The organism is Bdellovibrionales bacterium (assembly GCA_018266295.1).
GTDB lineage: Bacteria > Bdellovibrionota > Bdellovibrionia > Bdellovibrionales > Bdellovibrionaceae > JACMRP01.
Genome location: JAFEAQ010000011.1, coordinates 943,428 through 970,073, shown reverse-complemented (window position 1 = coordinate 970,073; position 26,646 = coordinate 943,428). Strand labels below are relative to the sequence as shown.

Below are 26,646 nucleotides of genomic sequence, written 5' to 3'. Positions count from 1 at the left end.
CTATCACCCAGTTTAGATCGGCATAAATGCCCCAGAAGTAAACGGACGAAGAAACGGTAAAAAACTCCCAACTTCCCTAAAAGTCTGGCTTTTTCATAGTTAGCAGGATAAAAATCCAGCTCTCAATTCGAACTCAAATAAGCCCCTCGGCCAGGTGACTCTCGTGAAAATCAATCGCCCTCTGCTCGACGAACTTTTGACCTCTTTAGAAGAAGTGTTCTTTGACGGTAAGTACGCCGACAAAGTGATTGAGTCTTGCCTGAAGCACAATGCCGACTGGTCCCTGTCTGAACGCCGATTCTTTGCCGAAACTTTGTACGGAGTTTTACGCTGGGAACGTTTGCTCGTATTCATCGCTGGCAACGACAGTCTCGCACGCGTGATCGGCACGCAGTGGTTGCGCACAGGTCATGATCTGCCAGATTGGGAAGAGTTCGACGGCCTCAGTTATGATTTCGTGAGACGCAAAGAAAAAGAAGCCAGCGGCGACTTTGCCATTCGCCAGTCTATTCCTGACTGGATTGATGAGCTTGGCCGTAAAGAGCTCGGCGGCGATTCGTGGGAAAAAGCCGTGATCGCAATGAATCAGCCCGGTGAGCTCTACCTTCGCGTGAACTCTTTGAAGGCTACACCTGATGATGTGATCGCGGCCTTAGCGACGAAAGAGATCGTCGCTGAAAAAGTATCGAGCGATGTTCCGTATGCTTTGAAAGTCAAAGACCGTAAAGATCTTTTCAGAACAGATGCTTTCCGCAATGGAATGTTTGAAGTTCAAGATGCCGGTTCTCAGATGGTTGTACCTTTGCTAGATGTGCAACCGGGCCAACGTGTGATCGATGCGTGCGCTGGATCTGGCGGTAAGAGTTTGCATATCGCTTCTTACTTGCAGAACAAGGGACGTTTGATTTCCATGGATATCAAAGACTGGAAGTTGCACGAGCTCAAACTCCGCGCCCGCCGCGCCGGAGCGACGAATATTGAAACTCGCGTGATTGAATCTTCTAAAACAATCAAGCGTCTGAAAGAGCAGGCGGACCGTGTACTCCTCGATGTGCCTTGTACGGGCCTTGGCGTTCTGCGCCGCAATCCCGATGCAAAATGGCGTTTGCACGCTGAAGACGTCGAGCAAATTAATAAAGAGCAATATCAAATTCTGACGAGCTATTCTGCAATGACGAAGAAGGGTGGCCTGATGGTTTACTCAACTTGCAGTATCTTGCCGTCAGAAAATGAACAGCAAATTGCGAAGTTTTTAAAAGAGAAAAACGGAGATTGGTCTTTGGTAAAAGAAATCCATCTCCGTCCTGATGTCGAGGGCTACGACGGTTTCTACGCAGCCCTTCTCAAACGCAATTAAGCAGATTTTTCGTTGCTAACCATTGAAGATAATTGAATCACAAGGCGGTTGAGTTCCACACCCTGATCTTTAAGCTCTGTCACCGTTGCAGAGATTTGCTCCGCAGCAGCGGCATTGGCTTGCGATGTTTGATCGAGCTGATTCATCGCTGTAGAAATCTGACCAATACCAGTTTGTTGTTGTTGAGCGGCGAGAGAGATCTCTTGGCTCAGGTTTGAAACCTTGCCCACAGAGCCGAGAATCTTATTAAAGACTTCGCCACTCGCAGTCACTTTGTCAGTGCCCGTATCGATCTTAGCGTTGACGTCCGTGATCAACGAACCAATTTCTTTTGCTGAAGTTGCACTTCTTTGTGCAAGGGCGCGAACGGCATCAGCAACGACTGCAAAGCCTTTTCCTTGTTCACCGGCACGGGCGGCCTCAACAGAAGCGTTCAGGGCCAGTAAGTTTGTTTGGAAAGCGATATCATCGATAACTTGGATAATGTCTTTCATCTTCACAGAGCTCGCAGCGATTTCACTCATGGAAGAAACGAGACCTGTGATGTCTTTGTGGCCCAAAGTCGCAACACCTTGAGAGTCCTGAGCTAATGTCGCTGCGACGTGAGCATTGTCAGTATTCGTTTTGATCAAGCTGGCAATTTCCTCAAGTGAAGCCACAGTTTCTTCCATCGAAGCGGCGCTTTCCGTTGACGAAGAGGATAAGCTCATGCCGGACTCATTCAACTGACCGAGAGCTTCTGAAACTGAGCTAGAAACAGTTTGCAAACTCGTTACGATGACTTTGATGTTCGCTTTCAGCGCGCGACTCATCAGGAAGAAAGTCGCACCCAAAAGTAGCGTCAGACCCAAAATCACGACGTGCAAAACTTTCCCATACCAAACAAAGTCAGCAACGGCTTTATCAGTACGATCTGTCATTAAATGCTCGAACTCTTTGATTGGGCCCATGATGATTTCAACTTGTTTGTGATAGTTTTCATCATGCATGAGCGTACGAGCGGTTTCGAAGTCTTTAGCTTCGACGGCTTTCATCGCCTTCTCTTCAAGGCCAATCAGTGTGTTGGACTTGTTGGCCGCTTCAGTCAGTTTACCCATTTCTTCGTCGGTGAAACCTTGTTGTTTGAAGAGGTCATTCGCAGAGATTTTTCTGCCATCCGGGCGAGCTTTTTCTCCAGAGCGGATTTTCACAATGTCCCAGTATTGGTCTTTGTATTTTGAATCGCCGGTGACTACGTAAGTTCTTGCCAGGCGAGTGAGGTCTTGTGAGCTTTGGCGGAGGTCATTGGCCAGACCGAAAGAAACAAATTTGTTATTGTGAGCATCGTTCATCATCACTTCGATTTTTACGGTGACGGCAACGACAACGATAAGTGCGAAAATAAGAGCGCCACTCGTGATACTGAGTGCTCGAACATTCCTAAAAAAACTCATAGTACTCCCCTTTAGTATCAAACTTATCGGAGAAAGTTTTTAAGAGTTAACGCCAGAAATAGCCTAAAAAAAAGCGAGCAAAGTCGGGGATTAAGCCCACTCCATAGATTTTTGATTAGAAACAAAGTCAGTTTAAGAAGAGGTTTTCAGAGGGAAAAGACATAAAAAAAGGATCCTCTCTGGGATCCTTTTCTACTTACTATGAAGTGAGTACTAAGCTTTCTTTTTCGGACCTTTGTTGATGTCCTCTTTGAGCTCTTTACCAACTTTGAAGAATGGTAATTTCTTTTCTTCAACGTTGATCACTTCACCCGTGCGCGGATTACGACCTTTATAAGCATCGTACTGACGATTCACGAATGAACCAAAACCACGAATTTCAATACGATCATCGCGCATCAGAGCTTCGACCATGGAATCAAAAATAGTGTTTACGACAGTCTCTGCTTTAACGCGAGTAATGCCTGCTTTTTCAGCAATAAGATTGATTAAATCCGCTTTTGTCATGCAATCAATTATACAGATCAAAGGGGCTCTGACTAGTGAAAAACCCTTATGGCCCGATGCGCGAAGACGCGATTTAGTTAGTACAAACCAGTATTTAAGAGGATCTTCCGATAGGCGTCGAGGACAGAGCGGATCATTTTCTGGGTATCGAAGAGATCAATGACCTTTTGGCGGGCTTTATCGCCAATTTCTTCAGCAGGCATGGTGCCGGAGAAGATTTCAATTAATAAACTCGCGAGGGACTCGATATCGGCAGGGCGGAGAAGGAATCCATCCACTCCGTCCTCAACCACATTGGCAATCGGGCTGACTTCGGAACCGATAATGACTTTCTTTTGGGCCATGGCCTCAATAAGACTGGCTTCAAAACCGGTAGAGCGGGAACTCATGTCGACATAAACGTCGGCCATGAGGATAAATTCAATGAGGTCCCGTGAGCTTAAAGCTCCCGGTAGAATCACGCGGTTTCCCAGCGCCAAATTCAGCATTTCGAACTCGACCTGCTTAAAATAAGGGCCGTTACCAACAATAATCAGATAAGCATTCGGTTTTTTGACCGCGACTTTTTCAAACGAGCGAAGCAGGTTTTGCAGCTCGCGAATCTCGGTCATGTCTGAAATCGTCACAACCACATGGGCATTTGAAGAGAGATTCCATTTTTTACGGTATTCGACGGACTCCTCTTTCGGGGAAAGATCCCCGAGCTCCATTCCGTAAGGCACAGTATAGATATGAAAATCCGGGTAGAGATAATAGCGCTCTAGGATAATTCGCTGCTGAGGATTGTTCACGAATACGCCGTCAGCAGTTTTCAAAAGCTTGCGGTCCGTACCGAAATAAGTCGTCAGGAACTTATAAGTCACTGCGACCGCCGTGGTGATCAAACTTCCGAGAGTTTCCTGGCTCATCCCTAAAATAGAAAACAGCTGAGACATTTGCGTGGCTTCGGCATCGTAGGCAACAGCGACCTTAAATTCGTCTTTTCTGCGGGCAATACGTCGGCCGGAGTTATCAAGGCTGTGAAGTATGTGAAACGGCTCGCTCTTATGCAGCTCGATGAATTTTTGCAGAGCCGCTTCTTCGAATTTAAGATTCTTTAAATTGCTGCCGCTTTCCTGAAGATAGAATGTGCGAACGCCATCGCGATTGATTTCGGCTTTTCCGATCGGACTTTTCGTAGAGATCACCGTGACTTTGTGGCCTTGCTTCGCTAAACCGCGGGCAATAGGCCAAAGAAAACCGGCATCCGTCGAGCGGCTAAGAATCTGAAAGCGATTGCTCACCAAACAGATGTTCAAAGATTCCGGAAGGGTGTTCTTTTTCTTCACTCAGTTATTTTAACTGACTGAGTGCGCGGGTGTAAAGGCGATTGAGTTCGTTCAGCGGAGTATCCGTTAAATGACGATCTTCACTTAATTTAGCCTTTAGGCTTTCTGGCGGGCGGAAGTTTTCTTTTGTCAGGAACGTGCTGAACTCACGATCCAGGGACTCGTGATTAAGGATCCAGCAGTTGATGTTTTTCTGCCATAGATGGGCGTGAACGCTGGCTTGTTTTGAGTCCAGTGCCAAAGGCGTGTTGCTTTGGATGGCTTTTAAGTAGAACTGCGAAATTGCCTGAGGACTCAGCTTAATTCCAGCCAAAATCAAGCACTGTGTGTTTTGCAAAAGCTCACGCTCCAGTGAGCGAGGCAAAGCCCCCGAGAACATCCAGCGGTCGGCGAGACCTTGAGACTCCATCCAAGTCTCAAATTGCTTACGGCTGCGCAGAGGCCAGTCTTGATTGGAGCCCCATAAAACAACGAAATGAGTCTCAGCAATGCGGGCGAGGCGACGGAAGAACAAACTCTCCGCTGAAAAGTTTTTTTCAAAGCACGGAATGACGAAGTAAGGTTCGTCTTTGAGCTGCTGAGACAGGTTTTCACTAGCAACGATTTCAGATTCGGCTTCCTCATAATGAGGCTGCTCCAGCATCGTGCTTTCATAGAGATCCAAAGCTGGAGGTAAAATTCCACGGCCTTGTTTCTTCGAGCGCACACTCATGCCACGCAATTTCGCCAGCGAATCCACGGATGGACACGTGACGATGTCGCTTTCCTGTAGGAGTAAACGGGTCGGACTGCCGGTACGAAGACGTCTTTCAAATTGCAAAAGTGAAGTCGTCAAAACCATCAGAGGATGTGATTTCGCATAGCTTGCCAAAACCGCATGGGCCGGAGTGAGGCCCCCCTGATCAAGAATGATATGCAACACCTGGGGCTCATAAGAGAAAATCATCGGCAAGATGCGAAGGGCTTCGAGGAATGACCATTTTTTGAAATAGGCCATGAAGCGAATGCCGTTGGTGTCGGCGGCTTCTTCACCAAAGCTGGTGAGAAAGATCACTTCATGCTGCTGGGCTTTGAGTGACAGAGCCAGTGGCCATGAAGTGGAGTTTACTTTCTCGGTAACTAAAATTATTTTCGCCATTCCAGTCCCAGTGCTTTGTAGATTCGATCCAAGATCTTGCGGTTGGCTTCAGGGATGTTGCGGTGTTTGAGTTCCTCCGGATGGATCCACTCCAGCATCATATGATGTTGTGCCTTGGGTTGCCCTTTCCAGAAGAGGATTTCGTAAAAGAGAATCAAAATGCCGACATCACCATAAGAGTGTGTACAAGCAAGTTTGAGATCGCCGACTTCCGCGTCAATGCCGAGCTCTTCTTGAAGCTCGCGCACGAGGGCTTGCTCCGGTGTTTCACCGGGTTCGATTTTGCCACCTGGGAATTCCCATTGGCCAGGCAAAGAGTTGTTCTCTGGTCGTTGACCGACCAGGATCTTTCCGTCTTTTTTCAGAAAGCCGGCAACCACAGGGATCCAATGACCCTTACGGCTCTTTACTTTGCGTGTTTTTTCATCACCCTCTGCCATTCCTCTTACCTACCAGAATATTTCGCTGCCACATTGCGGAAAAAACCAGGGCCCTCAAAAATAAGGGCAGAGTAAATTTCAACAAGATCTGCGCCCATTTGCAACCTTTCAAAGACATCTTCTGGGGTCATAGCGCCGCCAGCGCTAATAATGAGCTTTCCAGAGCGATGCTTCCCAAGAATTTGCAAACTTTTCTGCAGAATTTGGCAGGAAAGGGGTTTTAAAGGCGCTCCCGAAAGGCCTCCCTCAGAGGGGAAATCGATGCCTTGAGGGCGGGACAGAGTGGTATTTGTCAGCACAAAACCATCAATTCCGAGCTCCACTGCGACGTTGAGAGCTTCTGCGAGGCTCTCGTCATTGAGGTCGGGACTGAGTTTCAAAAGAATCGGCTTCATGGGAGCCGAGTGCGAGGCTTCAACGAGTGGCTGCAAAAGCTTTGTGAGTGCTTCTTTATTTTGCAAATCACGAAGCCCCTTGGTGTTGGGACTACTGATGTTCACGACAAAGCCATCAGCCTGGGGTTTGAAGTGTTTAATCAGATAAAGATAATCTTCGCCGGCATCTTCATTCGCAGTGTCGCGGTTTTTGCCGATGTTCACGAAGACCGGAGTTTTTTTCTCTTCGTAGTCACGCAGATTAAAGAACACCTCATGAGCACCATAGCTCGGAAAGCCCATCTTATTCCAGAGAGCGTGGCGTTCCATATCACGATCCATGATCTTTCCGGGGTTGGCTGATTGCGGACGCGGAGTCACGGTGCCGACCTCAACAAAGCCGGCTCCTAGAGCCCACCATTCATTGAGACTTTCGGCATTCTTATCAACGCCACCGGCAAGGCCGAGAGGATTTTTAAAGTAAAGACCGTTCCAGGTAAAAGATTTCCATTCAGGAATTGGAGCGGAATTGAAAAGGGAGAAGATCTTTAAACCAAAAGGGCCCAGATCATGGGCCCATTGTGGTGGTAGTAATAGCCAAGGCTTTTTAATCATGCCCCACAGTTTAGCGTGGGTACAGACCTCTGAGCAACATAGCTTTTTCAAGACGTTGTACAGAAACGGCCATCGCCGCAGAACGCATATCTACGTTCTTTTCTTGGTGGAACTTGAAGCCCACGTCGAATGCGCGGTGAATGATTGTTTTCAAACGGTTGTTCACTTCTTCTTCGTCCCAGAACAAAGACATGATGTCCTGAACCCATTCGAAGTAAGAAACGATCACACCGCCACCGTTGGCGATAACGTCTGGAGCGATGAAAGTGCCTTTCTTGTGAAGAACTTTCGTTGCGTTCACAGAAACAGGACCGTTCGCGCCTTCAACGATGATTTTTGCTTTTACGTTTTCAACGTTGTGCATGTCGATCTGGCCTTCAAGCGCACAAGGGAACAAAGCATCGACTTTTAAAGTCAGAAGTTCTTCGTTCGTCAATGATTGAGCTTTTGGGTAGCCTTTCAAAACTTTATTCGTTTTGATGAACTCGATGATCTCAGGGATGTTCAAGCCATCACCGTTGAAGATCGCGCCACTCACGTCGCTGATGGCAACGATTTTAGCGCCACGTTGGTGAGCAAACAAAGCTGCGAAAGAACCTACGTTACCGAAACCTTGAATCGCGATCGTAGAGCCAGCCATTTTCATGCCGACTTTTTCGAAAGCTTTCTCAGCAGTGTAAACCACACCCAAGCCTGTTGCGTGGTTGCGGCCGAGGGAACCGCCGATTTCAACTGGCTTACCAGTGACAACGCCCGGTTGTGCATAGCCACCTTGCTCTTGAGAGTAAGTGTCCATGAACCATGCCATAGTTTGTGGATCTGTGCCCACGTCTGGAGCTGGGATATCTTTTGTTGGACCAACGAAGCTAGAAATCTCAGAAGCATAACGGCGAGTGAGATTTTGTTTTTCAGTGCGAGACAAAGTGTTCGGATCTACGCAAACGCCACCCTTAGCTCCGCCGAGAGGCAAACCAAGAACAGAGTTTTTAAAAGTCATCAAAGCCGCAAGACCCACAACTTCTGGAAGATCTACGTTTTGATGATAACGGATACCGCCTTTGTAAGGACCGAGAGTCGCATTGTACTGAACGCGGTAGCCTGTGAAAACTTTCACAGAGTAGTCGTCCATACGAACAGGAATACTAACAGTCACGCAACGGCGTGGTTTTTTGAGACGTTCTAAAACATTCGGATCACAGTTGATCAGTTTCGCCGCTTCTTCGACAGTTTGAAGAGCGTTCTTGAACAAAGGACCATCTAAATGAGCTTCTGATTTGTGCATTTCCATTTGATCTAACTCCTTAAAATCACACGGAGTCATCCTAATGGTGTAAAAACTCGGAGTCCATCGGTAAAACGGTTTGACTCAGTGGTTCTAGAGGGTTCTATGCAAAGGTCGGGACGGCTAAACCCAGGGCGTTAGGCTTTTCTTTCGGCGCTTCTTTGTTGCCAAAGTTGAACGTGTTTTTGGAAGAAGGACGAGTTTTGAGCAAGAGTTTGCATGTACTCCAAAGTGTCTTCTTGGGCCTCAGGCGGAAGCTTGAAAAACGGTTGGATATGCTCATCAGGAACATAGCGGAAAGTGAAGTTGATTCTGCGAGTTTCAAACTCTGTGACATTGAGTTTGAACACGTCATCACTCTTCTTTTCCACTCGTTGGACGCGGTGGAATAACTGTTTCTTAAATTTATCGCCACCGAAAATCTGTAACGAACTGTCTTCGAGCCATTGCTGCAAGATAACGTTGCTCTGAGACTGAGTTCCATGACTTTTCACGAATTGGAACAGAGCTTTCTCGCCGAATGAAACCGAGGCAACGGGGCCGGGCTCGAAGTCTTTGTGCTCACCCACGCGCGCGCAATCAATACGTTTTCCATCATTGATTTGATCGCCGTAAAAATTAATCAAGCAGGTGTTGAGGTGCCAGCCGCGCGGAACGTCTTTGGGATCAAACTCGCTTTTCACCATCGCTTCGATATTGTGGACGAGGTTGGCGAGAACCGGCGGATAGGGTTCGGCCGAGACGCAGCGATGGTACAAACCCTTTGGTGGATGATAATAATTCAAGCAGGCAAATTGCCAGTTCCCAAGCCAGTACACCGGACGCAGTAACCGGCGTTGTTGTTGATCCGCAGGGGGTGGGTTGTGCTTGGAATAGCGCATTTCCCAGATCGGGTGCAAAGTTGCCAAATAAGCTAAGATTTCAGAGCGCTCGGCCTTCGAAATATAGCCCGGCTTATAGATCAGATTCTGGAATTGGCCCGAAAATTTAGAGGTCGTTTTGCGCATGGGCCTCTTTTAACACATTGCCGTACTAAAAAGTATGGCCTACCTTTAAGAAAGTGGTTAAAAACTGAAATTTCTACAAGGGAGTCAGCCCGTGAATATCGGAACAGAACAGCGCCAGGATCTTATTCAAACTCTCAATGCTTTTAAGGGCAAAAAAGTCCTTATCATCGGTGACGTTGGTTTGGATGAGTACGTGATGGGTGATGTTCGCCGCATTAGTCCTGAGGCTCCGGTTCCGGTATTGGCCGTAACTGAAGAAGACAAACGTTTGGGGTTGGCGGCCAATGTTGCACAAAACGTCGCAAGCCTTGGCGGGATTCCGATGATGGTCGGTGTGGTCGGCCGCGATGTGGGCGCAACGACTTTGCAGGAGATCTGCCACAAAGCCCATGTATCTTGGGATTACATGGTTCACTCTGAGCGCAGACCAACCACTCGTAAAATGCGTATTATGACGGGTCCTCACCACATCGTGCGTGTGGACTACGAAATGGTGAAGTACCTTTCACCTGAAACCGAGGCGAAAGTTATTCACAGAATCAATGAAGTGATTGATGAGGCCGATGTGGTAGTCCTTCAGGATTACAACAAGGGCGTTGTTTCACAGCAACTGGTGAAACAGGTTGCGGAAATTTGTAAAAAGCATGGAAAGAAACTTTTAGTTGATCCAACTCGCGCGAACCCTGCGGAGTTCTACTATGGAGTGGACCTCGTAAAACCAAACTATGAAGAGTCGCTGGCGCTTTCGGGCCTTAAATTCGACGACCTTCGCGAGAACCCGAATAAGATTCTTGAAGTGGGCCGTGCGATTCAGAAGAAAACCGGCGCCACAGAAGTGGTTTTGACCCGCGGTAAAGAGGGCATGACGATCTTCTCGGGTGATAAAGTGGATCAGGTTCCAACTTTTGCTCGTAAGGTCTTCGATGTCACGGGGGCTGGTGATACTGTGATCGCAGCAATTTCATTGGGAGTGGCTGCCAAATTGCCACTGGTGAAGTCTTGCACCATCGCGAACTTCGCGGCCGGTGTCGTTGTTGGCAAAGTCGGTTGCGTTCCGTGCGAAATTCCTGAGCTCATTGAATATATTCAGACAGTTCACTCATAAAAATTAACCTGTCCCTTAATTCCGCGCGTCTTCGCTCGTAGGAGGATCGCGTGGATCTAGAACGTTTGCAGTATCGCGGTTTCAAACCTCGTCAAGAGGTCACAGACCAAGCCGAAAAAGTCTCACAAAAACTTTTGGATGAATCGCCTGTGGCGGGGAGTGCCCGGGTCGTCATAAGCGACGAAGGCGAGCAGTTTCATGTTTCGGTGGTCGGGGCCACTTTTGATAAAAAACTTTTCAGCTCAGAATCCGCTTTTCGTAAGCAGCACATTCGCGGCTGGCCACGGGAGTGGCAGCTCGGGGCACTTGCGCAAGTTTTAGGGGATTTTGTCAGGCAACTCAGAAATCATTTTCGCGATGACGATAAAAAGCCAGAGGTTTAGTACTCAGTGATGTTACCGGTTTTCTTTCCGGATAAAACGTTGAACCACGTGCCCACCGGCACGGCGTTGTTGTATGGTGGAACATTCGATTGGTCATTCGGAATATAAAGTGTCGAAGTTCCGTCGACATAGACCGTGCCTGTGGTTCCAAAGTTATAGGCATACGCACTCGACATCATTTTCCCGACGGCAGCATTTAGGATCGACATAGACTTAAAGGTTACATTATACGCCGGTAAAGGAGTTGGTAGATAGTTTGGAACGCGATCGTAGTTCCAGAGAGTCAACTGACCCCCAGAATCTGAGTTCTTTTTGACAAAGGCTGTGCCGGCACCGCCGTGGCATGTATTGATTTTACTGATACCGCCATTTGCAGAGAGGTCTCCGTTGCCGAAAGTTCCTGCCATTGTATTGTAATAAATAGCGATGCGTCCGCCACCGCCGGCGCAGGCATTCGTTACAGCGTTGGTGTCGAGCCAGCCGCCCCATGCGTCGACGAGATCTGAGCTGGAGCTCGATGAAGTGATGGTATCCGCGCTGATGTAAACACTGCCGCCGCCGCCGCCGCTAGCGCCGCCAGCACTGGCAGCGCTAGGTGAGCCGGCCGCGCTGATATAGCCATTGATCGTCAGAGTGCCACTGACATTCAGAGAAAGCACGCCTCCACCGGATCCGCCCCAAGCAGATGTGTTGGTCGAGTCTCCGCCGCCTCCAGAGCCAAAAGTCGTAGGCGCTAGAGCGTCCCCAGCAGGAGATGCGGGGGTGTTGGTGGAATACATACCACCATAACCGGCTCCAGAGCCGCCGGAATAAGAGCCCGAGCCACCGGTTGTGGTATTTCCCTGAGTGTAACCCGTGTTAGACGTATTGTTGCAGAAGCCTTCTCGGCCATTGTTGATATTATAGGTACAGAATCCTCCGACATAACCGCTGCCGGTGAGATCAATTGAAGAGTTTGTACCGATATTCATCGTTGTGGCATTGATAACTAAAGGCTTGGGTGGGATCGGGCCATTAGATAACCAGGTATCGAGGGAGATTGCGCCGGCTGAAAAGTCAATTGTGGCGGCATCTAAACGCATAATTCGAGCGTAGACGTTGGCGCTAGAGTAAGTTTTTATAGTGTTGTTGGCTTTCAAGTAAGGAGCATCGAACTTTCCGGTGCCATAGAAATTCACATTGTCGTACTGAGTGTTGAATCCTTTGATGATCCACATATTTCCGACGGTTAGGCCCGCGGCGCTGCCACCAGAAACGGTGAACACTCCGGTTGAAGCATTGTAATCTGTGATGGTGAATTCAGTCAGAGCGGTTGTGCCTTCTACCCCAACCGCGATGACTTTTCCGACCACTTGCGCTTTGGTGAAATAGAAATCACGAGCATAAGTTGTCAGTCCGCTGTCTGTGATTGTGCTCGCCGTTGTCGAAGAGATAAATCCATAAGGCGCCGTGAGAGACCCTCTGAAATTTGAGAAGCTATTGTCCATGACATAGAGATCCCCATCAGTGGAAGTTCCGGGCTTATAGGTGAAGACTGTGCCGGCTCCTCCAGCAGTGCCGGAGTCAAAGCCTGCAGCACCATTCGCGGTGATTTTTGCCGGGGTAAAAGCCATGGTGCCGCCCAAAGTGCTGTACGAAATGGCGATGCGCCCGCCGGCACCTCCACCATTGTTAGTGGCCGCTCCGCCGGAAGCATTGAGCACGGTGCCAGTCGAAGCAGAGGTGAACGTGCTCGTCGAGATATTGATAGTTCCGCCGGCTCCGCCACCACCGCCCGCGCCGGTGCCGCCGCCAGTATTACCCTTCGCACTGATGAGTCCATCAACCGAAAGCTGGCTAACGCTGATGATAATAGTCCCGCCACCATTACCTGCTATATCTGTCATTGTATCGGTGCCGCCGCCGGCGCCGGCTTCTGTCGGTTGAGAGATGCTATCGTAAGCGGGGCCCGGAATGATCGTCGCCCAACTGGGATCTGCCCAGTATCCACCAAGGCCCCCATGGGATCCGCCGCAATCTTTATCCGAGCCCGCAGAGGTGACAAAGTTAAATGTCATGCCTTTGAACTGTGAGTTTGTACCCAGCAATCCCGAGGCCCCGGCACCCAAATATCCAAGTCCATCTGCCGAGATTTTGGCACCAGAGGCTACCGTCAGTGCGACGGCAGAAATCTTGAGTCGACCAATGTAATTGGTGTCCCCTGGAAACGGTGACAGCACAGAAGTGTCATTCAAGTACACGTAGTTTGCAGAGATTGTCGAAGCTACGAGTGTCGCAGTGTTGCTGACATTGATTGAGTTCGCCGCAACAAGCACAGCGGCATGAACGATGACGGAGTCTGAGATGTAGATCGTATCATAGACGGTGCTGTTGTTGTCATAGACTCCCCACATTTTTCCAACGGAAGTCAAAGTCGTCAGATCGCCACTGCCCACACTTATGCTGGATGCAGAGTAGGTCGTGATGGCGTTTTGACTGATAGACAAAGCATCCGTATCTGGTACGAGATTCGCGCCAGCGGAGTAATCGGATGTGCCAACGGCATAATATAAGCTTGAAAATCCGACGCTGCTTGAGGTGACAGAGGTGATGCGACCAAACGCTCCAATGGGTGTTCCGTTGATCTTGTAAGTGGAGTTGTTGCTGCCGTTAACATAGAGGTCGCCGTAGGTCGCGCTGGGACCTTTGATCACAACGGTGCCGGAGCCGCCGGCATACGCGGCGCCACCGGTGCTTGTTCCGCCATAGGTTTGAATGCTTCCTGACCATAGGGTGCCGCTGATAGTTGAATAGTTGATCGCAACTCGTCCGCCGCCGCCGCCACCGGAGTTATTGCCGGAGCCACAAGTTGCAGTGCCTCCGCCGGTGCCACCACTGGCACCCACAAGAACCCCGCTGCTCGAGCTGGAAAAAGTACCCATCACCGAAATATAAATAGATCCGCCAGATCCACCGCCACATTGAGCGCTGCCACCATTGGAACTGATCGCTGGAGTGCTTCCATTGCCATCGATGGTTAAGTCGCCATTGACGAGGAGAGCGATGACTCCACCACCGTTCCCGCCTTTTTTCGCGGCCGCACTTCCGCCGCCGCCACTGCCATAAGAGAGGGGGCCTTTCGGTTGTCCATAGGGAGGGGGTGGCACATTGGTCGCCTTGCTGGAGTTCCATCCTCCCCAGCCTCCGTAAGATCCTCCGGCGGTGGCTCCGGCGCCGGTAGCGTTATTCAAAGTCCGACCTGTGGTCGCATTATTCGTGACACTATCAGAACCTGTTTGATAACCGCCGAGATATCCAGTTCCGTCAGCGGTGATTTTTGCGCCGCTAGGGATTGTCGCGTTGCCGGAAATTAAGAGGTAGATCACGGCTCCGCATCCGGTAGTGGTGCAACCAGTTTGGGTGAGAGTACTGGTAGAGGTCATCGTTAATCCCGAAATTCCGATTGCGCCAGGATAGTTGATGGTGACAGTCACCCCAGCTCCGATACTCCAAATGCAATTTGAATAGGTCGCTACGTTGGCGGCGGTCACCGTCGTGTTAGAAGAGAAAGTGCAGGTTGCTGGCCCGGATTTTTTCCAAAAGGCGAAAGGGATCATCGCCGCGCGCAGCGAGGACTCTTGAATTAGCAAAGATAGTCCGACTAGAACGAGTCCGATAACGTACCTGAGTTGCATGGTTCCCTCTAGTTAACTTATCGGAAACACTAATGAAGAGTGAGAGAGAAATTTTGAGAAATGGGAGCAAACACTTTGAGGTTTGCGGGTTCTTCGTGGAGCACGCCACTTTCAACCGCTCACAGTTTATCTATGAAAAAAAAGGAAAAGTTCGAGCGTTCAACGCTATCTCTGGCGTTTCAATACAACTTATTGTAAGTTCTTGCCTCTTTGAAAAAATGACTTCAAACAAACCTTTTGAAAATGCTGTAGCAAGCAAGAAGGAGACTCAAGTTATGTTCAACGCATACGAAAATGATTCGTCCGCAATTGAACCCAAGTTTCTCGAAACGACCACTCCCACAGGAAAAGTAAACTTTTATTCGATGACTTTAGAAGACTTAAAAAGCTTCTTAAAAGGTCTCGGAAAAGAACAGTTCCGCGCACAGCAGATCTTTAAATGGGTCTATGAGCAGCGTGTGACGGACGTTGAGCAGATGAGCAATCTTTCGAAAGCCTTCCGCGCTGAATTGCCGGATATTTTGAGCTTTGATTTGCCACCGGTTTTGAAACATCTCAAATCCGTCGATGGCACTCAGAAATTTCTTTTCGACATGAAACAAGGTAACAGCGTTGAGGCGGTATTGATTCCGTCTGACGACCGTCTGACTTTGTGTATCTCTTCGGAAGTGGGTTGCAACATGGCTTGCAAATTCTGCTTCACGGGCAAGCAAAAATTGAAGCGCCGTTTGACGACAGAAGAAATCGTCGGTCAGTTCATGCAAGTTCACGATCGTTTGGCAGAAGGCCAACGTATTTCGAATATCGTGTTCATGGGGATGGGCGAGCCCCTTGATAATCCAGAAGCGGTTTTTAAATCCATCGAAGTTTTGACGAACCCTTGGGGCATGATGCTTTCACGCCGTAAGATCACAGTTTCAACTTCAGGCCTTGTGCCGCAAATTAAGCTGGTGTCTGATGCACGCGTGCGTTTGGCAGTGAGCTTGAATGGCTCTAACGACGAGATCCGTTCTCGCGTGATGCCGATCAATAAGAAGTATAACATCAAAGAACTTCTCGATGCTTGCCGTGAATACTGCAAAGTTACGAAAGACAAAATTACTTTCGAGTACGTTTTGTTGAAAGGCGTAACAGACCAAATGGAGCACGCAAAAGAACTCGTGAAACTTTTGAAAGACGTTCCAAGCAAGATCAATATCATTCCTTTCAATGAACATCCGGGTTCAGGTTTTGAGCGTCCTGATGACGAGCAAATCCAGAAGTTTCACACGGAATTGATCCGCTTGGGCGCGCACGTATTGTTGCGCAGAACCATGGGCCGCGATATCTACGCAGCCTGCGGTCAGCTGACGACAGTTAAAGACAGACCAGAAACAATGGATATTTCTAACTCAAAAATTGGTGGCACAAATGAGCGACATTTTAGTGGTGGGCAGCCTAGCCTATGATAGCATCGAAACTCCTTCAGGACGCGTAGATCGCGCTCTGGGTGGTTCGGCGAATTACTTCTCTTTGGCGGCGAGCCTCTACGCAAAAGTGCGTGTTGTCGGTGTTGTTGGTGAAGATTACGAAGAAGCTGATTACAAGCTTCTCAAAGACCGTGGCGTAGATCTCGAAGGACTTGAAAAAGTTCCTGGTAAGACATTCCACTGGGAAGGCAAATACGAAGGCGACATGAACGAAGCAAAGACGCTGAGAACTGAACTCAACGTGTTTGAACACTTCAATCCGAAATTGCCAGAAAGTTATAAAAATTCTTCATTCGTATTCTTGGCAAACATCGTTCCTGCTTTGCAGCTCGAAGTTTTGAACCAAGTTAAAAACCCACAATTCGTGGGCATGGATACAATGAATCTTTGGATCGATATCGCCAATGCAGACCTTTTGAAGGTTTTGGCGAAGGTTGATGTGATCTTGATCAACGAAACGGAAGCAGAAATGCTGACAGGTGCTGGTAACGCGATTGAAGCGGCAGCAAAAATCGTTGAGCTTGGTCCAAAAGCTGTTGTGATCAAGCGCGGTGAGTATGGTTTCATCATGTTCTCGAAGGAAGAAGGTTATTTTGTTCTTCCGGCTTTCCCAATCGCGAAAGTGACAGATCCAACAGGTGCTGGTGATACATTTGCCGGTGGCTTCTTCGGTTACTTGGCAAGCCGCCCAGGCAAGCCAACTGTGAAAGATATGAAACAAGCTTGCATCAACGGCAGCATCCTTGCCAGCCACACGATCCAAGACTTCAGCGTGAAAGCGTTGGCGAAAACAACCATCGCTGATATCGAAAAACGCATGGCTGAATACAAGAAAGTTATTTCGATCTAGGTGCCAGGTCCTGTTTACGGACGCACAGTGATAAAATCTTTGAAACGCCTCTGGGAAACCGGGGGCGTTTTTTATTTTTGTTGTCTCATTGGCCAAAGGTCTCATCCTGGAATAACAAATATCTACTTTAGCTAATATTCGTTGGTATGATTTAGGATATGAATAAAATTATAGGGGCTTTGTTAACACTGTTTTCCTTGCACAGCTTTGCGACGGAACTAACCTTTCATAATGTTAGAAGATGTACAAACGAGCAGTACTGCTTTGATGAAGTTATCAAAAAAGGTACGCAGGTGACTCTCGTTAAAAATGGAACTTCTGAAAAATGCGTTGTGAGTGCAGGGAAGAATTATAGTTTTGTTAGTAAACCTATAGGTGGCGATCCAAGTGATGAACACTATGGAGAAAAAACTGAGTTTCAAGCAACGGAAATATTATCCTCCTCTCAGTGTGGTGATCTCGAAAAGTTTTATTTGGGAATTACTGGAGTCGAGGTTAAAAATTACTCGAAGGCAAAGGTCAAAGTCGTTTCTAATAAAAAAGAAATTTCTAAGACTGATAAAATCTTTCGTGACGAAGACTTTATTCCAACGCTATCTCTGTCGCCATCTCCTATCTATGATTTGAAAAAACTCATCGAAATTTCCTATAAAAACCGAAAGATTAATATTGCGATATATCAACTCCAGGGGCTATCGGCAAATCAAGTCTCAGAGCCACGTGTGGGAATACTCGTTGGGAAAAAAGTATTTAGTTTGCCGACGGGAGGGTGGAATAGGATGGACGATATTTTTGCTTATGAAATCAACGATCGTATGTTTTTTAATTCTTCCGCGGTGTGCTCGGAATGTGACACTTGGTCAGGTATCGAGATTTTTGAAGTGACCACTGATGCAGTCAAACGGAAGTACACGCGATATGATTAGCTAGCTGTTCCATTGTACAATCTATAATCGTCAGAAGAATGGTTTCTAAATCGAGCGCTGTGGTTGTCTGTGTACGCGTCTCAAAGCAAACTGATGAAGTTTCACTCAAAACCCGTGATATCGACAGAGTACAGAACTAGGGAACACTTTAAAGGGCGCTGGTGAGTATGATTTTTGCTCTTTAAAATCAGTAACTAAGCTCTTCACGTGTATCACTTTGGGACAAGGAGGCACGACATGAAGCCAGTGCTGTACGCTCTTTCGATTTTATTTTTTGCAAGCGCCACATACGCTTACGATAGCATTGATGTGCAAATGGATGCGGAGCAAGCCATTGCCGATGTCGACGGTGCGCGCGCGGATGCTGAGGAAGCAAAAAAACAAGCTGCCGAAGATAAGAAACGTCACGCCAAAATGAAAGAAGAATATCGCCAAAAAATGAATGAGGCGAAGGCGGCCAATGCCCAAGCTTCTCGCGAGGCTGAGAATGCCCGTCGTGAAGCAGAGAAGACCAACGCTGAAAGCGCAAACCTTGAAAAACAAATCAAAGCTCTCGAAGTTCAAAAAGCAGAAGCTTACAAACAAATCGAACTCACTAAGCAGAAAACAGCAAAGCTCTACCAAAAACGCGATGAAGTGAAAGCGCGCAAACAGGCCAAGCAACAAGAAGTTGAGCGCGTTCATGATGAGGTCAAAGCACAGTACAAAAACGTCGAGCAAGCCAATGCCGAAGTCAGAGATGCCGAAACCGATGCCCGCGACGTTGAACACCGTTTAGCGCAAGCCAATCGCGAACTAAAGATGGCGCAAATGCAATCAAAGGCGAAAGTGAAGGCCGCTCAAATGCGCGCGGCTAAAGCCCGAAAACGTGCTGACAAAGCCAACGTGGCTCGCAAGAAGACCGAAAAAGTTCTTCGCACAGTTCAGCGCTAGTTTCCTAGTTAGATTTCACTACAAGAAATCGATACAGAGCACGCCGCAGGTTTGGACCTGGGCGTCGCCTTCGTCTTGAATGGTGATGGTCCAAATGTCTTTCTTCGCGCCGGTCACCATGCAATTACCGACGCCGTCGCCGTCATAAATATACTGATTCAAAACACAAAAATCATGCGCGCCAATCGGGAAAGTCCCGGTGCCATCAGCAAAAGAGCGAGTATATGGCACCAAGTTGTACGGAGGAGATCCCACTGGTACCAGTGAGCTCGTAAAAGTCTTCATGACAAGACCACCGAGTGGATTTGCGCCCGCGGCTTGCTGAATCGTATAGGTGGCATTAAAGCTTGAAGGGCGCGAGCAAGTGGCTGTTCCGCCAGGGCATGCGGCCGTAAAATAAGAGAATACTTCAAAGAGACAGTCGTCGCTCACAGCAGGGCAGATTTCTCCGCGCGAGTTGTAACGAATCGGCGCATCGGGTGAGCCGCCGGCGACAACAGTGCCATTAGGGTCTACTAGTTGGAAACCTGCCGGCTGCAGAGTTTGCGTGCAAACAGTTCCGGTTGAAGAGTAACACGCATTAAATTTAACGTTGCCTTCAAAAGAGGTCAGCTTGCGAGTTTTATCAAGAGCCGCAGAGTTGGTCAGATACTTTTCAAGGCGTAGCTCTAGTAGACCGCGGGCAGTGAGCGCTTGATTGTACTTAATGTCTTTTCGTTGAGAACTGACCATGCTCATAAAGCTTGCGATGAGAAAGGCAAAGATTCCCATAGCCAAGAGCACTTGGATCAAGACCTGACCGTCATTCTCAAATATTTTAAAGCGTGTGACGTTCATAAAATCTCCTACAGGAAATCAAAGCAAATGGCGGTTTCACAAGATGCGCCTGTTAATACCCAGTTCTGATTGTAATTCCCAGTCAGCGCACACGAAGGACCAATCTGAAGTGCAGTCATCATACATAGTTGATGAACCCCCAAAATTCCGGGCGCATTGTAGCTCGTGACTTTAAAGGGCGGCACATTGCTTTGTTTTCTCTGAATGGGAATGAGAGGGCTCTGAATCGGACGCATTTGCCGAGTCGTTCCGGTATTTGCCGTGGGGCTTTGTTGAACAGTGTAGGAAGCCGTTACACTCATGGCCTGGAGGCATGAAGGTGCGCCGCCCTCGCAAAGAGTGGAATAGGTTGTCCAGATTTCAAAGATGCAGCGAGGTCCCGAGGTGCAGGGCGCGCCGGTTCTATCGAAGCGGGCGGGATTGGCAGGTCCGGGACCCGCGATGACCGACTGAGCGGAATCGTAGAGAGAAAAGCCCTGGTTCGTTACTTGTTGGCAGGCGCCTGTGCCCATCACGCAATTTTTTAAATTCGTATCTGCATCTAAGGTATAGACAGCAAAACCTTTGATGTTGGGATTAGAAAGGTAGCGCTCAACTTGCAGCTGCAGGGAGATTCTTGCCATCGACATCTTTTCGGATTCAAATTCCTCCATTTGACGGAAAATGAAGGGCATAATCACTGCTGTCAAAAACGCAGTAACGCCAAGAGAAATCAAAACTTCGATGAGAGTGATGCCCAGTTGATTGCAGAGGTGTTTTTTCATGCTTCGCTATGAACTAGCTTAGCGAGAAACCACCTACGCGTATTCATAGGAAAGCTCATTGTAGACAATAGACCTGCGAGGAATTGATACCATTCTGCGGAAGGGAGCTTTGGGATAATGGTGGATCTTTGGAGAACAGTTCTAGCGTTTGGTTTTTGTAGTTTGCTCTTCGAGTTCGTTCACACGTTGTTGCAGACGGAAGATCTCTTGTTGCATATCACGCAGTTGATTTTTGAGTTCTTCATTCGGATCCACAGAACTAATTTGTCGCATGGGAACAATGCGGCCCTCTTCTTCATCTTGAGAGCCGCTACCTTGGCCGAAGAGATCTTCACCCAGCTTGGCGCGCTTGCGATTGTAAGCTTCTAAGTCGGCAACATCTTTTTCGTCGTCAAAACCTGCGGGAGAAATTTCATTCGTGGATTTCATACTCGGTTGGTGCGACATCTTGTGCAGTTCTTGGACGCCGCCGAAAGCGCGGCTGATTTTTCGAAAGTCGGGCGGAAAGCCACCGGTCACGATCGAGAAGAAAATGATGAACATGACCCCGCTGACGAAAAGGCTCTTAACAACTGCACTAAAGATTTTTGCGAGGACTTCCACCGGACGGCTCATTGTTTATATTTATCGGCATCCCTGGACTTAAGATGAGGCCCGGCATTGGAAACTATCGAAATCTCAATCAGAGATACGTATTCCGGGATTCGTTCCGCTTATTTAATTTCCGGATGCCATTTGAAAGCAGTTGACTCAATACGACGGCGCTAAAAATGCAAAAGCGACCACTGCTTCTGCAGGATCGCTTTTGGATGGACTCTTCAGGTCTTAACCTCAAAGGAGTCCTATGATACCCCAACAAGTATCGTATCGGCGTTTCTTAAGAAATTTAAAGCAGGTTTTAGGATTAATTTTGTTGATCCTGAAAATCCTCAAAGAACTGCTCTAAGCAAGTATTGAGATCTGTATAAAACTCTGAACGTGTTCTAGTTACTCTGTAATTTAGGACCAGGGATGGGACTTTAAATCCTGACCTAAGAGTTCAAATCTGGATTCTGCAGAAGCGCTTTTCCTAACTAGTACAAGTGTTAGCAATCTTTGTCGCTCGCTCCGGCACGTGTTTCACCCTGAGAATTTTCGCTCTGTAACTCTGCGATCGCAGGTCGCATCCGCTGGCATGCCGCCTGCAATAGGTATTAAGTAACAAACGAACTTCCCCCCAAGTTCACCCCCTAAACCCAGGCTTTCCCCCCAAGCCTGGGTTTTTCTTTTGTCCTTGTCTCACTCTGAGAAAGTCCTAGACCAAAGCCTGAATTTCGACTTGCGTTCGAGGGAATTCATAAAGAAAGCTCCTCTATTTTCCGATAGTTATCTTAAGTCATGGCTAAGAAAAAAACGAAGAAACAGACACCTAAAGATGACTTGATCGAATCGCTCATGAACGATGTTCAAGAGATTAGCGATCAACCTACGCAGCATGGAAAACGTGCCGCGGAATCTTTATTTCTGGATGATGAACGCAGCGGCGTTCAAAGCGATGACGAATTCCTCGTCGGTTTCGGCGGAGAAGAAAATCGTGTTGATGAACAGAACTCTCACGTTGCCGGTCTCTGGCAACAGATGAAAGAGCCCGGTGTTGATAGCCCGGCCAACCTTGAAGAAATTCCTGATGTCGAAGAGTTCCGCGAAGATTCTCTGGGTTCTGCAATGGAGCCACCGGTTATGGCGGCTGAAGAAGAAGAATCGAATCCATCGGGCATTGACGATAAAACGATGAATATCCAAGAGCTTGATAGTTCAGCCAGTGGTTTTGATTCTTTGGATGGCGAATCTTCCGAAGCCAGCACTGCTGACTCTGAAAGAACAGTGGCCGTGGAGGGTTTTGCAAATCGCCAGCCGAAAGCGCAAACGAGTGTGGCCCCGAAAATCAGTTTTGGTTCATTGCGTGATCCACGTCAGGCAGCCGGTGGCATGTCGGGTGGAAGTGTTTATGCGTCGGGAGATGCAACATTGGCTCAGGCTGAAAGCCTGAAGCTCGCACAACAGCGTATTCTTGAACTTGAAAAAGAAGTGGAAAAGTACCGCCTTGAAAACGAAGAGCTGGCGTCAGCCGGTGATATCATTCGCAATCGTTCTGAGGAGTTGACGGCTAGAATTTTTGCTCTCGAAAAAGAGAAGCAAGAAGTTTCGGACTCGTTACAAAACGAGTTGATTATCGTCAAAGGGACTCTGCAGTACAAAGAAACCGAAGTTGGTAAAGCTCGACAAAAGATTGAAGAGCTTGAGACTCGTCTTAAATCTGATTTCAAGAAAATCCGCGTTCGTGAAAGAGAATTGGAAAATCGTCTAGAACTCGTCAAAGCAGAAAAGACAGCGCTGCTTAGGGCTAAGGATGAGAATATTCTCGAGCTGAAGAGAAAAATTGATCATCTTCAGAGCGAATTGGATAATTACAGAAGTAAAGTTCTCGAACTCAACAAGACGATTGATGCGAACCAAGAACAATTTAAACGCACGGTGCGTGCATTGCGCTTGGCTTTGAGCAACTTAGAGGTTAAAGAGGAGAACATCGTTCCTTTAAAGAAAGCTGATTAGACATGGAACAAGTCACTTCAGTTGAAACCGCTCAAGCTGTTAAAAAGATTAAAGTCGTTATTAGTGATTTGCATCTTGGCAAAGGCCGTATTCTAGAAAACGGCGGTATTAACTCCCTCGAAGAATTTTATTTCTCTGAAAAACTCGTTGAGTTCATTCATTATTACTCTTCTGGTATTTATCGTGATTACGAGGTCGAGTTGATTATCAACGGGGACTTCCTCAATTGCCTGCAAGTGGACTATCGTGGCCACTTCTTGACGGTGATTACTGAAAACGTCGCTCTTGAGGTTATCAAGTCCATCATTAAAGGCCATGAGAAAGTCTTTAAAGCGATGGCGGAGTTTGCCGCAAAACCCGGCAACTCTGTAACCTATATCGTTGGCAATCATGATCAGGCGATGCTGTGGCCCGCGTGCCGTGCTTACTTAAATCAAGTGGTCGGAACTCCGATTCGTTATAAAAACATCGTTTACTTCTTTGATGGTGTTCATATTGAGCATGGTCACATGCACGAAGCGGCGAACCGTATGGATCCAAAGAAGTTCTTCTTGAAGAAGGACTTGGCGGAGCCGATTTTGAATCTGCCGTTTGGTTCGCACTTCTTTGTCGAGCTTGTTTTGAAGGTGAAGCACAAGTATCCACACGTAGATAAGATTCGTCCCTTCTCGAAAATGGTGAAGTGGGCAATGTTTAATGAGACACGTATGTTGGTGTCTTCGTTCTTCTCGTTGATTATTTATTTTGCAAAAACATTGGTGGTGAAAGATCCACGCCGTAACTGGCCGTTTAAACGTATTCTGCAGGTTATTCTTGAGAGTGCGATCTTTCCGGATTTGAGTGAGGCCGCTCGCCGTGTGTTGGGGGACGAACGCGTCCACACGGTGATCTTCGGCCATACTCATGTTTACCAATATCGTCAGTGGTCCACAGATAAAGAATACTTTAATACGGGAACATGGACCGAGTTGACCTCATTGGATATCGTTTCCTTAGGTAAGATCACCAAACTCACATATGTGTTAATTGAATATCCCGAAGATGGCGGACGACCACGGGGCCGTTTAAAAGAATGGCGTGGTTATCACCGTATCGAGGAAGATGTTGCTGTTTCCTAGAACGCTGGAAACAGGACCGGCATTTGGTCCGGCGTCATAAAGCCTCCACCGGACCCTAAGCGAAAGACTAGCAAAAAAATTCTTGATGAGACCAAGATTGTCTTCAAAGTCCGAGGGGCTTTATACTGGGTGCTGTTATGATGAATCACGATGATGACTCAAGAGATGTATCAGAGAAGACGAGCGTAGTTAGCTCGGACACTTTTAAAGGCCGTATTCAAGCTGCGGACGGGGCACCTCCCGTTGTTGTGGTTTTGATTGGTCCTCCGGGATACGTTGGAAAACAGTACCCAATTTCTTCGAACGATATTGTGATCGGCCGATCTGTCGAGACGCAAGTGTATATTGATGACAAGAGCTTAAGCCGCTCGCATGCGAAGTTTGCCATCGTTGGTGGTGAAGTTTCTATCATCGATTTGGGATCTACGAACAAAACCATCGTCAATGGTCAGGCGTTACCGCCACTCGCTCCATGCAAATTAAAGAATAATGACCAGATCAAAACGGGCAACGTTGTTTTCAAGTTCCTCGAGACAGGAAACATCGAGGCTCTTACGAATCAGTCTCTCTACGAAAAAGCCAATCGTGATGCTTTGACCGGTGCTTATAGCAAAGGCTCGTTGTTGGAAAAAGGCCCTGAGGCCGTAAAACGTTCTGAGCTTCTGAACGAAGCGATGAGTGTGATTGTTTTCGATATCGATCATTTCAAGAAAATCAACGACGGTCACGGCCATCCCGCCGGCGACTTCGTGTTGAAAGAGCTTTCAGGCATTGTGACCAACAAGCTTATCCGTTCAAATGACTACTTTGCCCGTTATGGTGGTGAAGAGTTTGTTCTGATCTTGTCAGGTGGTACGGCGAAGATGGCGAGTGAAATCGCTGAGCGTATTCGTCAGACGATTGAGACGCACGCTTTTGTGTACGAAGGCAAAGTGATTCCGGTCACGATCTCATTGGGTGTTGTGACAAAAAGCACAAGTGATGCTGAATGGTCTGAACTCTTTGATCGCGCGGATAAAGCTTTGTACGCTTCTAAGCAGGGCGGCCGTAACCGCGTCACCATCGCTCAGTAGTTCTATCTTTCAATTTTTATTGAGGGGAGAAAAAATGAAGACTTCAATCTTGATTATCAGCCTTTTTTTCTCCCTCACCTCTTTTGCTCAGCAGGGAAATGATCAGCGTACGGTTAGTGAGTGCGCACAAGATCTTAAAACCAAACTCTGGTGGGATAGTACCAAGAAAAAAGAAGCCGAAAAGTTCTGCGAAGACTATTCGCAAGTCACCATCGACTGCGCCGTCGCGAATATGCAAGCCAAGCAACTGACTTACACCAAATTCGAAAAAGCCGTCAAAGACTGCTCCCGCACTCGCAAATGAAAAAATTTTTGAAGTGGTTCGGCATTTCAATACTTTCTATTTTTATTCTCGTGGTAGCTTTCGATTTCATTTTTCCAGACCCAATAGGTGATTGTGCCGAGGGCGGAGGCTGTTGGGATGAGATTGGTAAGGCCTGCAGAAAAAATGAGCCGAACGCTCAAGAACTCTGTGATCGCAATAGACCTGAGAATCATAAATAGATAATATCCCGATTCGAACGGATCGGAATACTCTGTCTGAAATCTGACTGGATTATGGCTTTCAACACGGGTACAACACAATCAGTGAGGTTGCGGTGACAAAGGCGATTATTTCTCTGGTTTTGATGATGGTTGTATCAAATGCTCAAGCGGCTGCAGCGAAACGCTCGGGTTGTACTGTGGATTCGAGTTTCCCCGCGGTGATTCATTGTCCGTACCAAACGCTGGCTGTCACAGGTAAAGATATCACTCGCGATGTGAAGTTCGGTATTCCCCAGGGAAATCCACCAAAAGGTGGTTGGCCGACGGTGATTATTTATCAAGGCAGTTTTTTTGCGGTAGAGTTTGATCGTGGCGAACTTATGCCTTTTGGCGGCTTTAACGAGATCCGTCTGATTAAAAGCCTGATGGATCATGGCTTTGCAGTGATTGCTCCGCGCGCTCTCGCACGTGTCGCATGGGAAACAAACATCGTCGGTGTTGACTACGAAACTTCAGAAGATTTTTATTTCGTGACTGAGATCCTCAATAAAATGAGAACTGGCGAGTTCGGCCCTCTCAACATGGATAAACTTTTCGCGGCGGGAATTTCTAGCGGCGGTTATCACTCAAGTCGCATGGCTGTGAGTTTTCCGGGAGTTTTCAAGGCCCTCGCGATTGAATCTGCATCTTACGCCACCTGTGGCGGCCCGCTGTGTATCATTCCAAGGGACTTGCCGTCGAATCATCCGCCGACATTCTTTTTGCATGGGGCACTTGATAACGTGGTACCTGTGACGACAATGTTGTCGTATCACTCACGACTTAAAGAAGCGGGGATTCCGACAGATATGCAGATTGATGCTCTGGCATATCACCAGTGGCTGAGCGAAGCGCCGGAACTCATCACGAAGTGGTTCTTGAAATATCGCTAAGTGTGCCAAAGGGACCTATCGAT

At 47.8% G+C, this 26,646-nt stretch carries 23 protein-coding genes and 1 pseudogene; 12 read left to right on the top strand and 12 right to left on the bottom strand.

Going from position 1 to position 26,646, the window contains the following annotated elements; all coding sequences use genetic code 11:
- Positions 1–163: 163 nt before the first annotated feature.
- Entirely contained in the window at positions 164–1,357 is a 1,194-nt protein-coding gene (locus tag JSU04_13460; GenBank protein ID MBS1971310.1) for an RsmB/NOP family class I SAM-dependent RNA methyltransferase, read from the top strand.
- Here JSU04_13460 and JSU04_13455 read toward each other — a convergent pair.
- From JSU04_13455 to JSU04_13420, 8 genes are all read right to left on the bottom strand, one after another.
- Complete coding sequence (locus JSU04_13455; GenBank protein MBS1971309.1) at positions 1,354–2,691, bottom strand: chemotaxis protein; 1,338 nt, start codon at positions 2,689–2,691, stop codon at positions 1,354–1,356. The two genes, JSU04_13460 and JSU04_13455, sit on opposite strands and share 4 nt — an antisense overlap.
- Positions 2,692–3,003: 312 nt before the next feature.
- Entirely contained in the window at positions 3,004–3,297 is a 294-nt protein-coding gene (locus JSU04_13450; protein ID MBS1971308.1) for an integration host factor subunit beta, read from the bottom strand.
- Positions 3,298–3,374: 77 nt separating this feature from the next.
- Complete coding sequence (locus JSU04_13445; protein ID MBS1971307.1) at positions 3,375–4,625, bottom strand: glycosyltransferase family 4 protein; 1,251 nt, start codon at positions 4,623–4,625, stop codon at positions 3,375–3,377.
- Positions 4,626–4,629: 4 nt separating this feature from the next.
- Positions 4,630–5,763: a hypothetical protein gene (locus tag JSU04_13440; GenBank protein MBS1971306.1), complete on the bottom strand. Its 1,134-nt coding sequence runs from the start codon at positions 5,761–5,763 to the stop codon at positions 4,630–4,632.
- Entirely contained in the window at positions 5,751–6,203 is a 453-nt protein-coding gene (mutT, locus tag JSU04_13435; protein MBS1971305.1) for an 8-oxo-dGTP diphosphatase MutT, read from the bottom strand. The genes JSU04_13440 and mutT overlap by 13 nt, the downstream gene beginning before the upstream one ends.
- A 5-nt stretch (positions 6,204–6,208) precedes the next feature.
- A complete protein-coding gene (locus JSU04_13430; protein ID MBS1971304.1) occupies positions 6,209–7,192 on the bottom strand; it encodes a quinone-dependent dihydroorotate dehydrogenase in 984 nt (327 codons plus the stop codon).
- 10 nt (positions 7,193–7,202) lie between these two features.
- Positions 7,203–8,480, bottom strand: a complete 1,278-nt coding sequence (locus tag JSU04_13425) for a Glu/Leu/Phe/Val dehydrogenase (GenBank protein MBS1971303.1) — start codon at positions 8,478–8,480, stop codon at positions 7,203–7,205.
- A gap of 131 nt (positions 8,481–8,611) precedes the next feature.
- Positions 8,612–9,481, bottom strand: coding sequence for an alpha-ketoglutarate-dependent dioxygenase AlkB (locus tag JSU04_13420; protein MBS1971302.1), 870 nt, complete (start codon positions 9,479–9,481; stop codon positions 8,612–8,614).
- Between the two features lie 64 nt (positions 9,482–9,545).
- On the opposite strand from JSU04_13420, the gene rfaE1 reads away from it, so the two are divergent.
- Together rfaE1 and JSU04_13410 are read left to right on the top strand one after the other, a co-directional pair.
- Positions 9,546–10,586: a D-glycero-beta-D-manno-heptose-7-phosphate kinase gene (rfaE1, locus tag JSU04_13415; protein MBS1971301.1), complete on the top strand. Its 1,041-nt coding sequence runs from the start codon at positions 9,546–9,548 to the stop codon at positions 10,584–10,586.
- A 50-nt stretch (positions 10,587–10,636) separates the two neighbouring features.
- Complete coding sequence (locus tag JSU04_13410) at positions 10,637–10,969, top strand: hypothetical protein (protein ID MBS1971300.1); 333 nt, start codon at positions 10,637–10,639, stop codon at positions 10,967–10,969.
- Here the strand turns inward: JSU04_13410 and JSU04_13405 are convergent.
- Positions 10,966–14,643 (bottom strand): hypothetical protein, encoded by a 3,678-nt coding sequence (locus JSU04_13405; GenBank protein MBS1971299.1) that lies wholly within the window; start codon positions 14,641–14,643, stop codon positions 10,966–10,968. The genes JSU04_13410 and JSU04_13405 overlap by 4 nt on opposite strands.
- A gap of 275 nt (positions 14,644–14,918) precedes the next feature.
- Here JSU04_13405 and rlmN point away from each other — a divergent pair, with 275 nt between their 5' ends.
- The 4 genes from rlmN to JSU04_13385 all read left to right on the top strand — a co-directional run bounded on the left by rlmN (position 14,919) and on the right by JSU04_13385 (position 18,821).
- Entirely contained in the window at positions 14,919–16,091 is a 1,173-nt protein-coding gene (gene rlmN, locus JSU04_13400) for a 23S rRNA (adenine(2503)-C(2))-methyltransferase RlmN (protein MBS1971298.1), read from the top strand.
- A complete protein-coding gene (locus tag JSU04_13395; protein ID MBS1971297.1) occupies positions 16,054–16,962 on the top strand; it encodes a bifunctional hydroxymethylpyrimidine kinase/phosphomethylpyrimidine kinase in 909 nt (302 codons plus the stop codon). The genes rlmN and JSU04_13395 overlap by 38 nt, the downstream gene beginning before the upstream one ends.
- Before the next feature lie 158 nt (positions 16,963–17,120).
- Positions 17,121–17,888 (top strand): hypothetical protein, encoded by a 768-nt coding sequence (locus tag JSU04_13390; GenBank protein MBS1971296.1) that lies wholly within the window; start codon positions 17,121–17,123, stop codon positions 17,886–17,888.
- A 237-nt stretch (positions 17,889–18,125) separates the two neighbouring features.
- Positions 18,126–18,821, top strand: a complete 696-nt coding sequence (locus JSU04_13385) for a hypothetical protein (GenBank protein ID MBS1971295.1) — start codon at positions 18,126–18,128, stop codon at positions 18,819–18,821.
- Between the two features lie 18 nt (positions 18,822–18,839).
- On the opposite strand, the gene JSU04_13380 is transcribed toward JSU04_13385, so the two are convergent.
- The 3 genes from JSU04_13380 to JSU04_13370 all read right to left on the bottom strand — a co-directional run bounded on the left by JSU04_13380 (position 18,840) and on the right by JSU04_13370 (position 21,037).
- On the bottom strand, positions 18,840–19,658 hold the full coding sequence (locus JSU04_13380; GenBank protein ID MBS1971294.1) for a hypothetical protein: 819 nt from the start codon (positions 19,656–19,658) through the stop codon (positions 18,840–18,842).
- 8 nt (positions 19,659–19,666) lie between these two features.
- Entirely contained in the window at positions 19,667–20,422 is a 756-nt protein-coding gene (locus tag JSU04_13375; GenBank protein MBS1971293.1) for a type II secretion system protein, read from the bottom strand.
- A 141-nt stretch (positions 20,423–20,563) separates the two neighbouring features.
- Positions 20,564–21,037, bottom strand: a complete 474-nt coding sequence (locus JSU04_13370; GenBank protein MBS1971292.1) for a hypothetical protein — start codon at positions 21,035–21,037, stop codon at positions 20,564–20,566.
- 1,233 nt (positions 21,038–22,270) lie between these two features.
- On the opposite strand from JSU04_13370, the pseudogene JSU04_13365 reads away from it, so the two are divergent.
- The 5 genes and pseudogenes from JSU04_13365 (at position 22,271) to JSU04_13345 (ending at position 26,623) form a co-directional block, all read left to right on the top strand.
- A pseudogene (locus JSU04_13365) lies at positions 22,271–23,014 on the top strand (hypothetical protein).
- Positions 23,015–23,016: 2 nt separating this feature from the next.
- Complete coding sequence (locus JSU04_13360; GenBank protein ID MBS1971291.1) at positions 23,017–24,132, top strand: metallophosphoesterase; 1,116 nt, start codon at positions 23,017–23,019, stop codon at positions 24,130–24,132.
- A 140-nt stretch (positions 24,133–24,272) separates the two neighbouring features.
- Positions 24,273–25,205 (top strand): GGDEF domain-containing protein, encoded by a 933-nt coding sequence (locus JSU04_13355; GenBank protein MBS1971290.1) that lies wholly within the window; start codon positions 24,273–24,275, stop codon positions 25,203–25,205.
- Between the two features lie 34 nt (positions 25,206–25,239).
- Positions 25,240–25,509, top strand: coding sequence for a hypothetical protein (locus tag JSU04_13350; GenBank protein ID MBS1971289.1), 270 nt, complete (start codon positions 25,240–25,242; stop codon positions 25,507–25,509).
- 325 nt (positions 25,510–25,834) lie between these two features.
- Positions 25,835–26,623 carry a dipeptidyl aminopeptidase gene (locus JSU04_13345; protein MBS1971288.1) on the top strand — a complete coding sequence of 263 codons (789 nt, stop codon included), beginning with the start codon at positions 25,835–25,837 and terminating at the stop codon, positions 26,621–26,623.
- The last annotated feature ends 23 nt before the right edge of the window (positions 26,624–26,646 follow it).

Bases quoted from the DNA above. Each gene is read 5' to 3' on its own strand.
- JSU04_13455 (MBS1971309.1), bottom strand. From the start codon at position 2,691: ATGATGAACGATGCTCACAATAACAAATTTGTTTCTTTCGGTCTGGCC.
- JSU04_13450 (MBS1971308.1), bottom strand. From the start codon at position 3,297: ATGACAAAAGCGGATTTAATCAATCTTATTGCTGAAAAAGCAGGCATT.
- JSU04_13440 (MBS1971306.1), bottom strand. From the start codon at position 5,763: ATGGCGAAAATAATTTTAGTTACCGAGAAAGTAAACTCCACTTCATGG.
- mutT (MBS1971305.1), bottom strand. From the start codon at position 6,203: ATGGCAGAGGGTGATGAAAAAACACGCAAAGTAAAGAGCCGTAAGGGT.
- JSU04_13430 (MBS1971304.1), bottom strand. From the start codon at position 7,192: ATGATTAAAAAGCCTTGGCTATTACTACCACCACAATGGGCCCATGAT.
- JSU04_13425 (MBS1971303.1), bottom strand. From the start codon at position 8,480: ATGGAAATGCACAAATCAGAAGCTCATTTAGATGGTCCTTTGTTCAAG.
- JSU04_13420 (MBS1971302.1), bottom strand. From the start codon at position 9,481: ATGCGCAAAACGACCTCTAAATTTTCGGGCCAATTCCAGAATCTGATC.
- JSU04_13405 (MBS1971299.1), bottom strand. From the start codon at position 14,643: ATGCAACTCAGGTACGTTATCGGACTCGTTCTAGTCGGACTATCTTTG.
- rlmN (MBS1971298.1), top strand. From the start codon at position 14,919: ATGTTCAACGCATACGAAAATGATTCGTCCGCAATTGAACCCAAGTTT.
- JSU04_13395 (MBS1971297.1), top strand. From the start codon at position 16,054: ATGAGCGACATTTTAGTGGTGGGCAGCCTAGCCTATGATAGCATCGAA.
- JSU04_13390 (MBS1971296.1), top strand. From the start codon at position 17,121: ATGAATAAAATTATAGGGGCTTTGTTAACACTGTTTTCCTTGCACAGC.
- JSU04_13385 (MBS1971295.1), top strand. From the start codon at position 18,126: ATGAAGCCAGTGCTGTACGCTCTTTCGATTTTATTTTTTGCAAGCGCC.
- JSU04_13380 (MBS1971294.1), bottom strand. From the start codon at position 19,658: ATGAACGTCACACGCTTTAAAATATTTGAGAATGACGGTCAGGTCTTG.
- JSU04_13375 (MBS1971293.1), bottom strand. From the start codon at position 20,422: ATGAAAAAACACCTCTGCAATCAACTGGGCATCACTCTCATCGAAGTT.
- JSU04_13370 (MBS1971292.1), bottom strand. From the start codon at position 21,037: ATGAGCCGTCCGGTGGAAGTCCTCGCAAAAATCTTTAGTGCAGTTGTT.
- JSU04_13360 (MBS1971291.1), top strand. From the start codon at position 23,017: ATGGAACAAGTCACTTCAGTTGAAACCGCTCAAGCTGTTAAAAAGATT.
- JSU04_13355 (MBS1971290.1), top strand. From the start codon at position 24,273: ATGAATCACGATGATGACTCAAGAGATGTATCAGAGAAGACGAGCGTA.
- JSU04_13350 (MBS1971289.1), top strand. From the start codon at position 25,240: ATGAAGACTTCAATCTTGATTATCAGCCTTTTTTTCTCCCTCACCTCT.
- JSU04_13345 (MBS1971288.1), top strand. From the start codon at position 25,835: ATGATGGTTGTATCAAATGCTCAAGCGGCTGCAGCGAAACGCTCGGGT.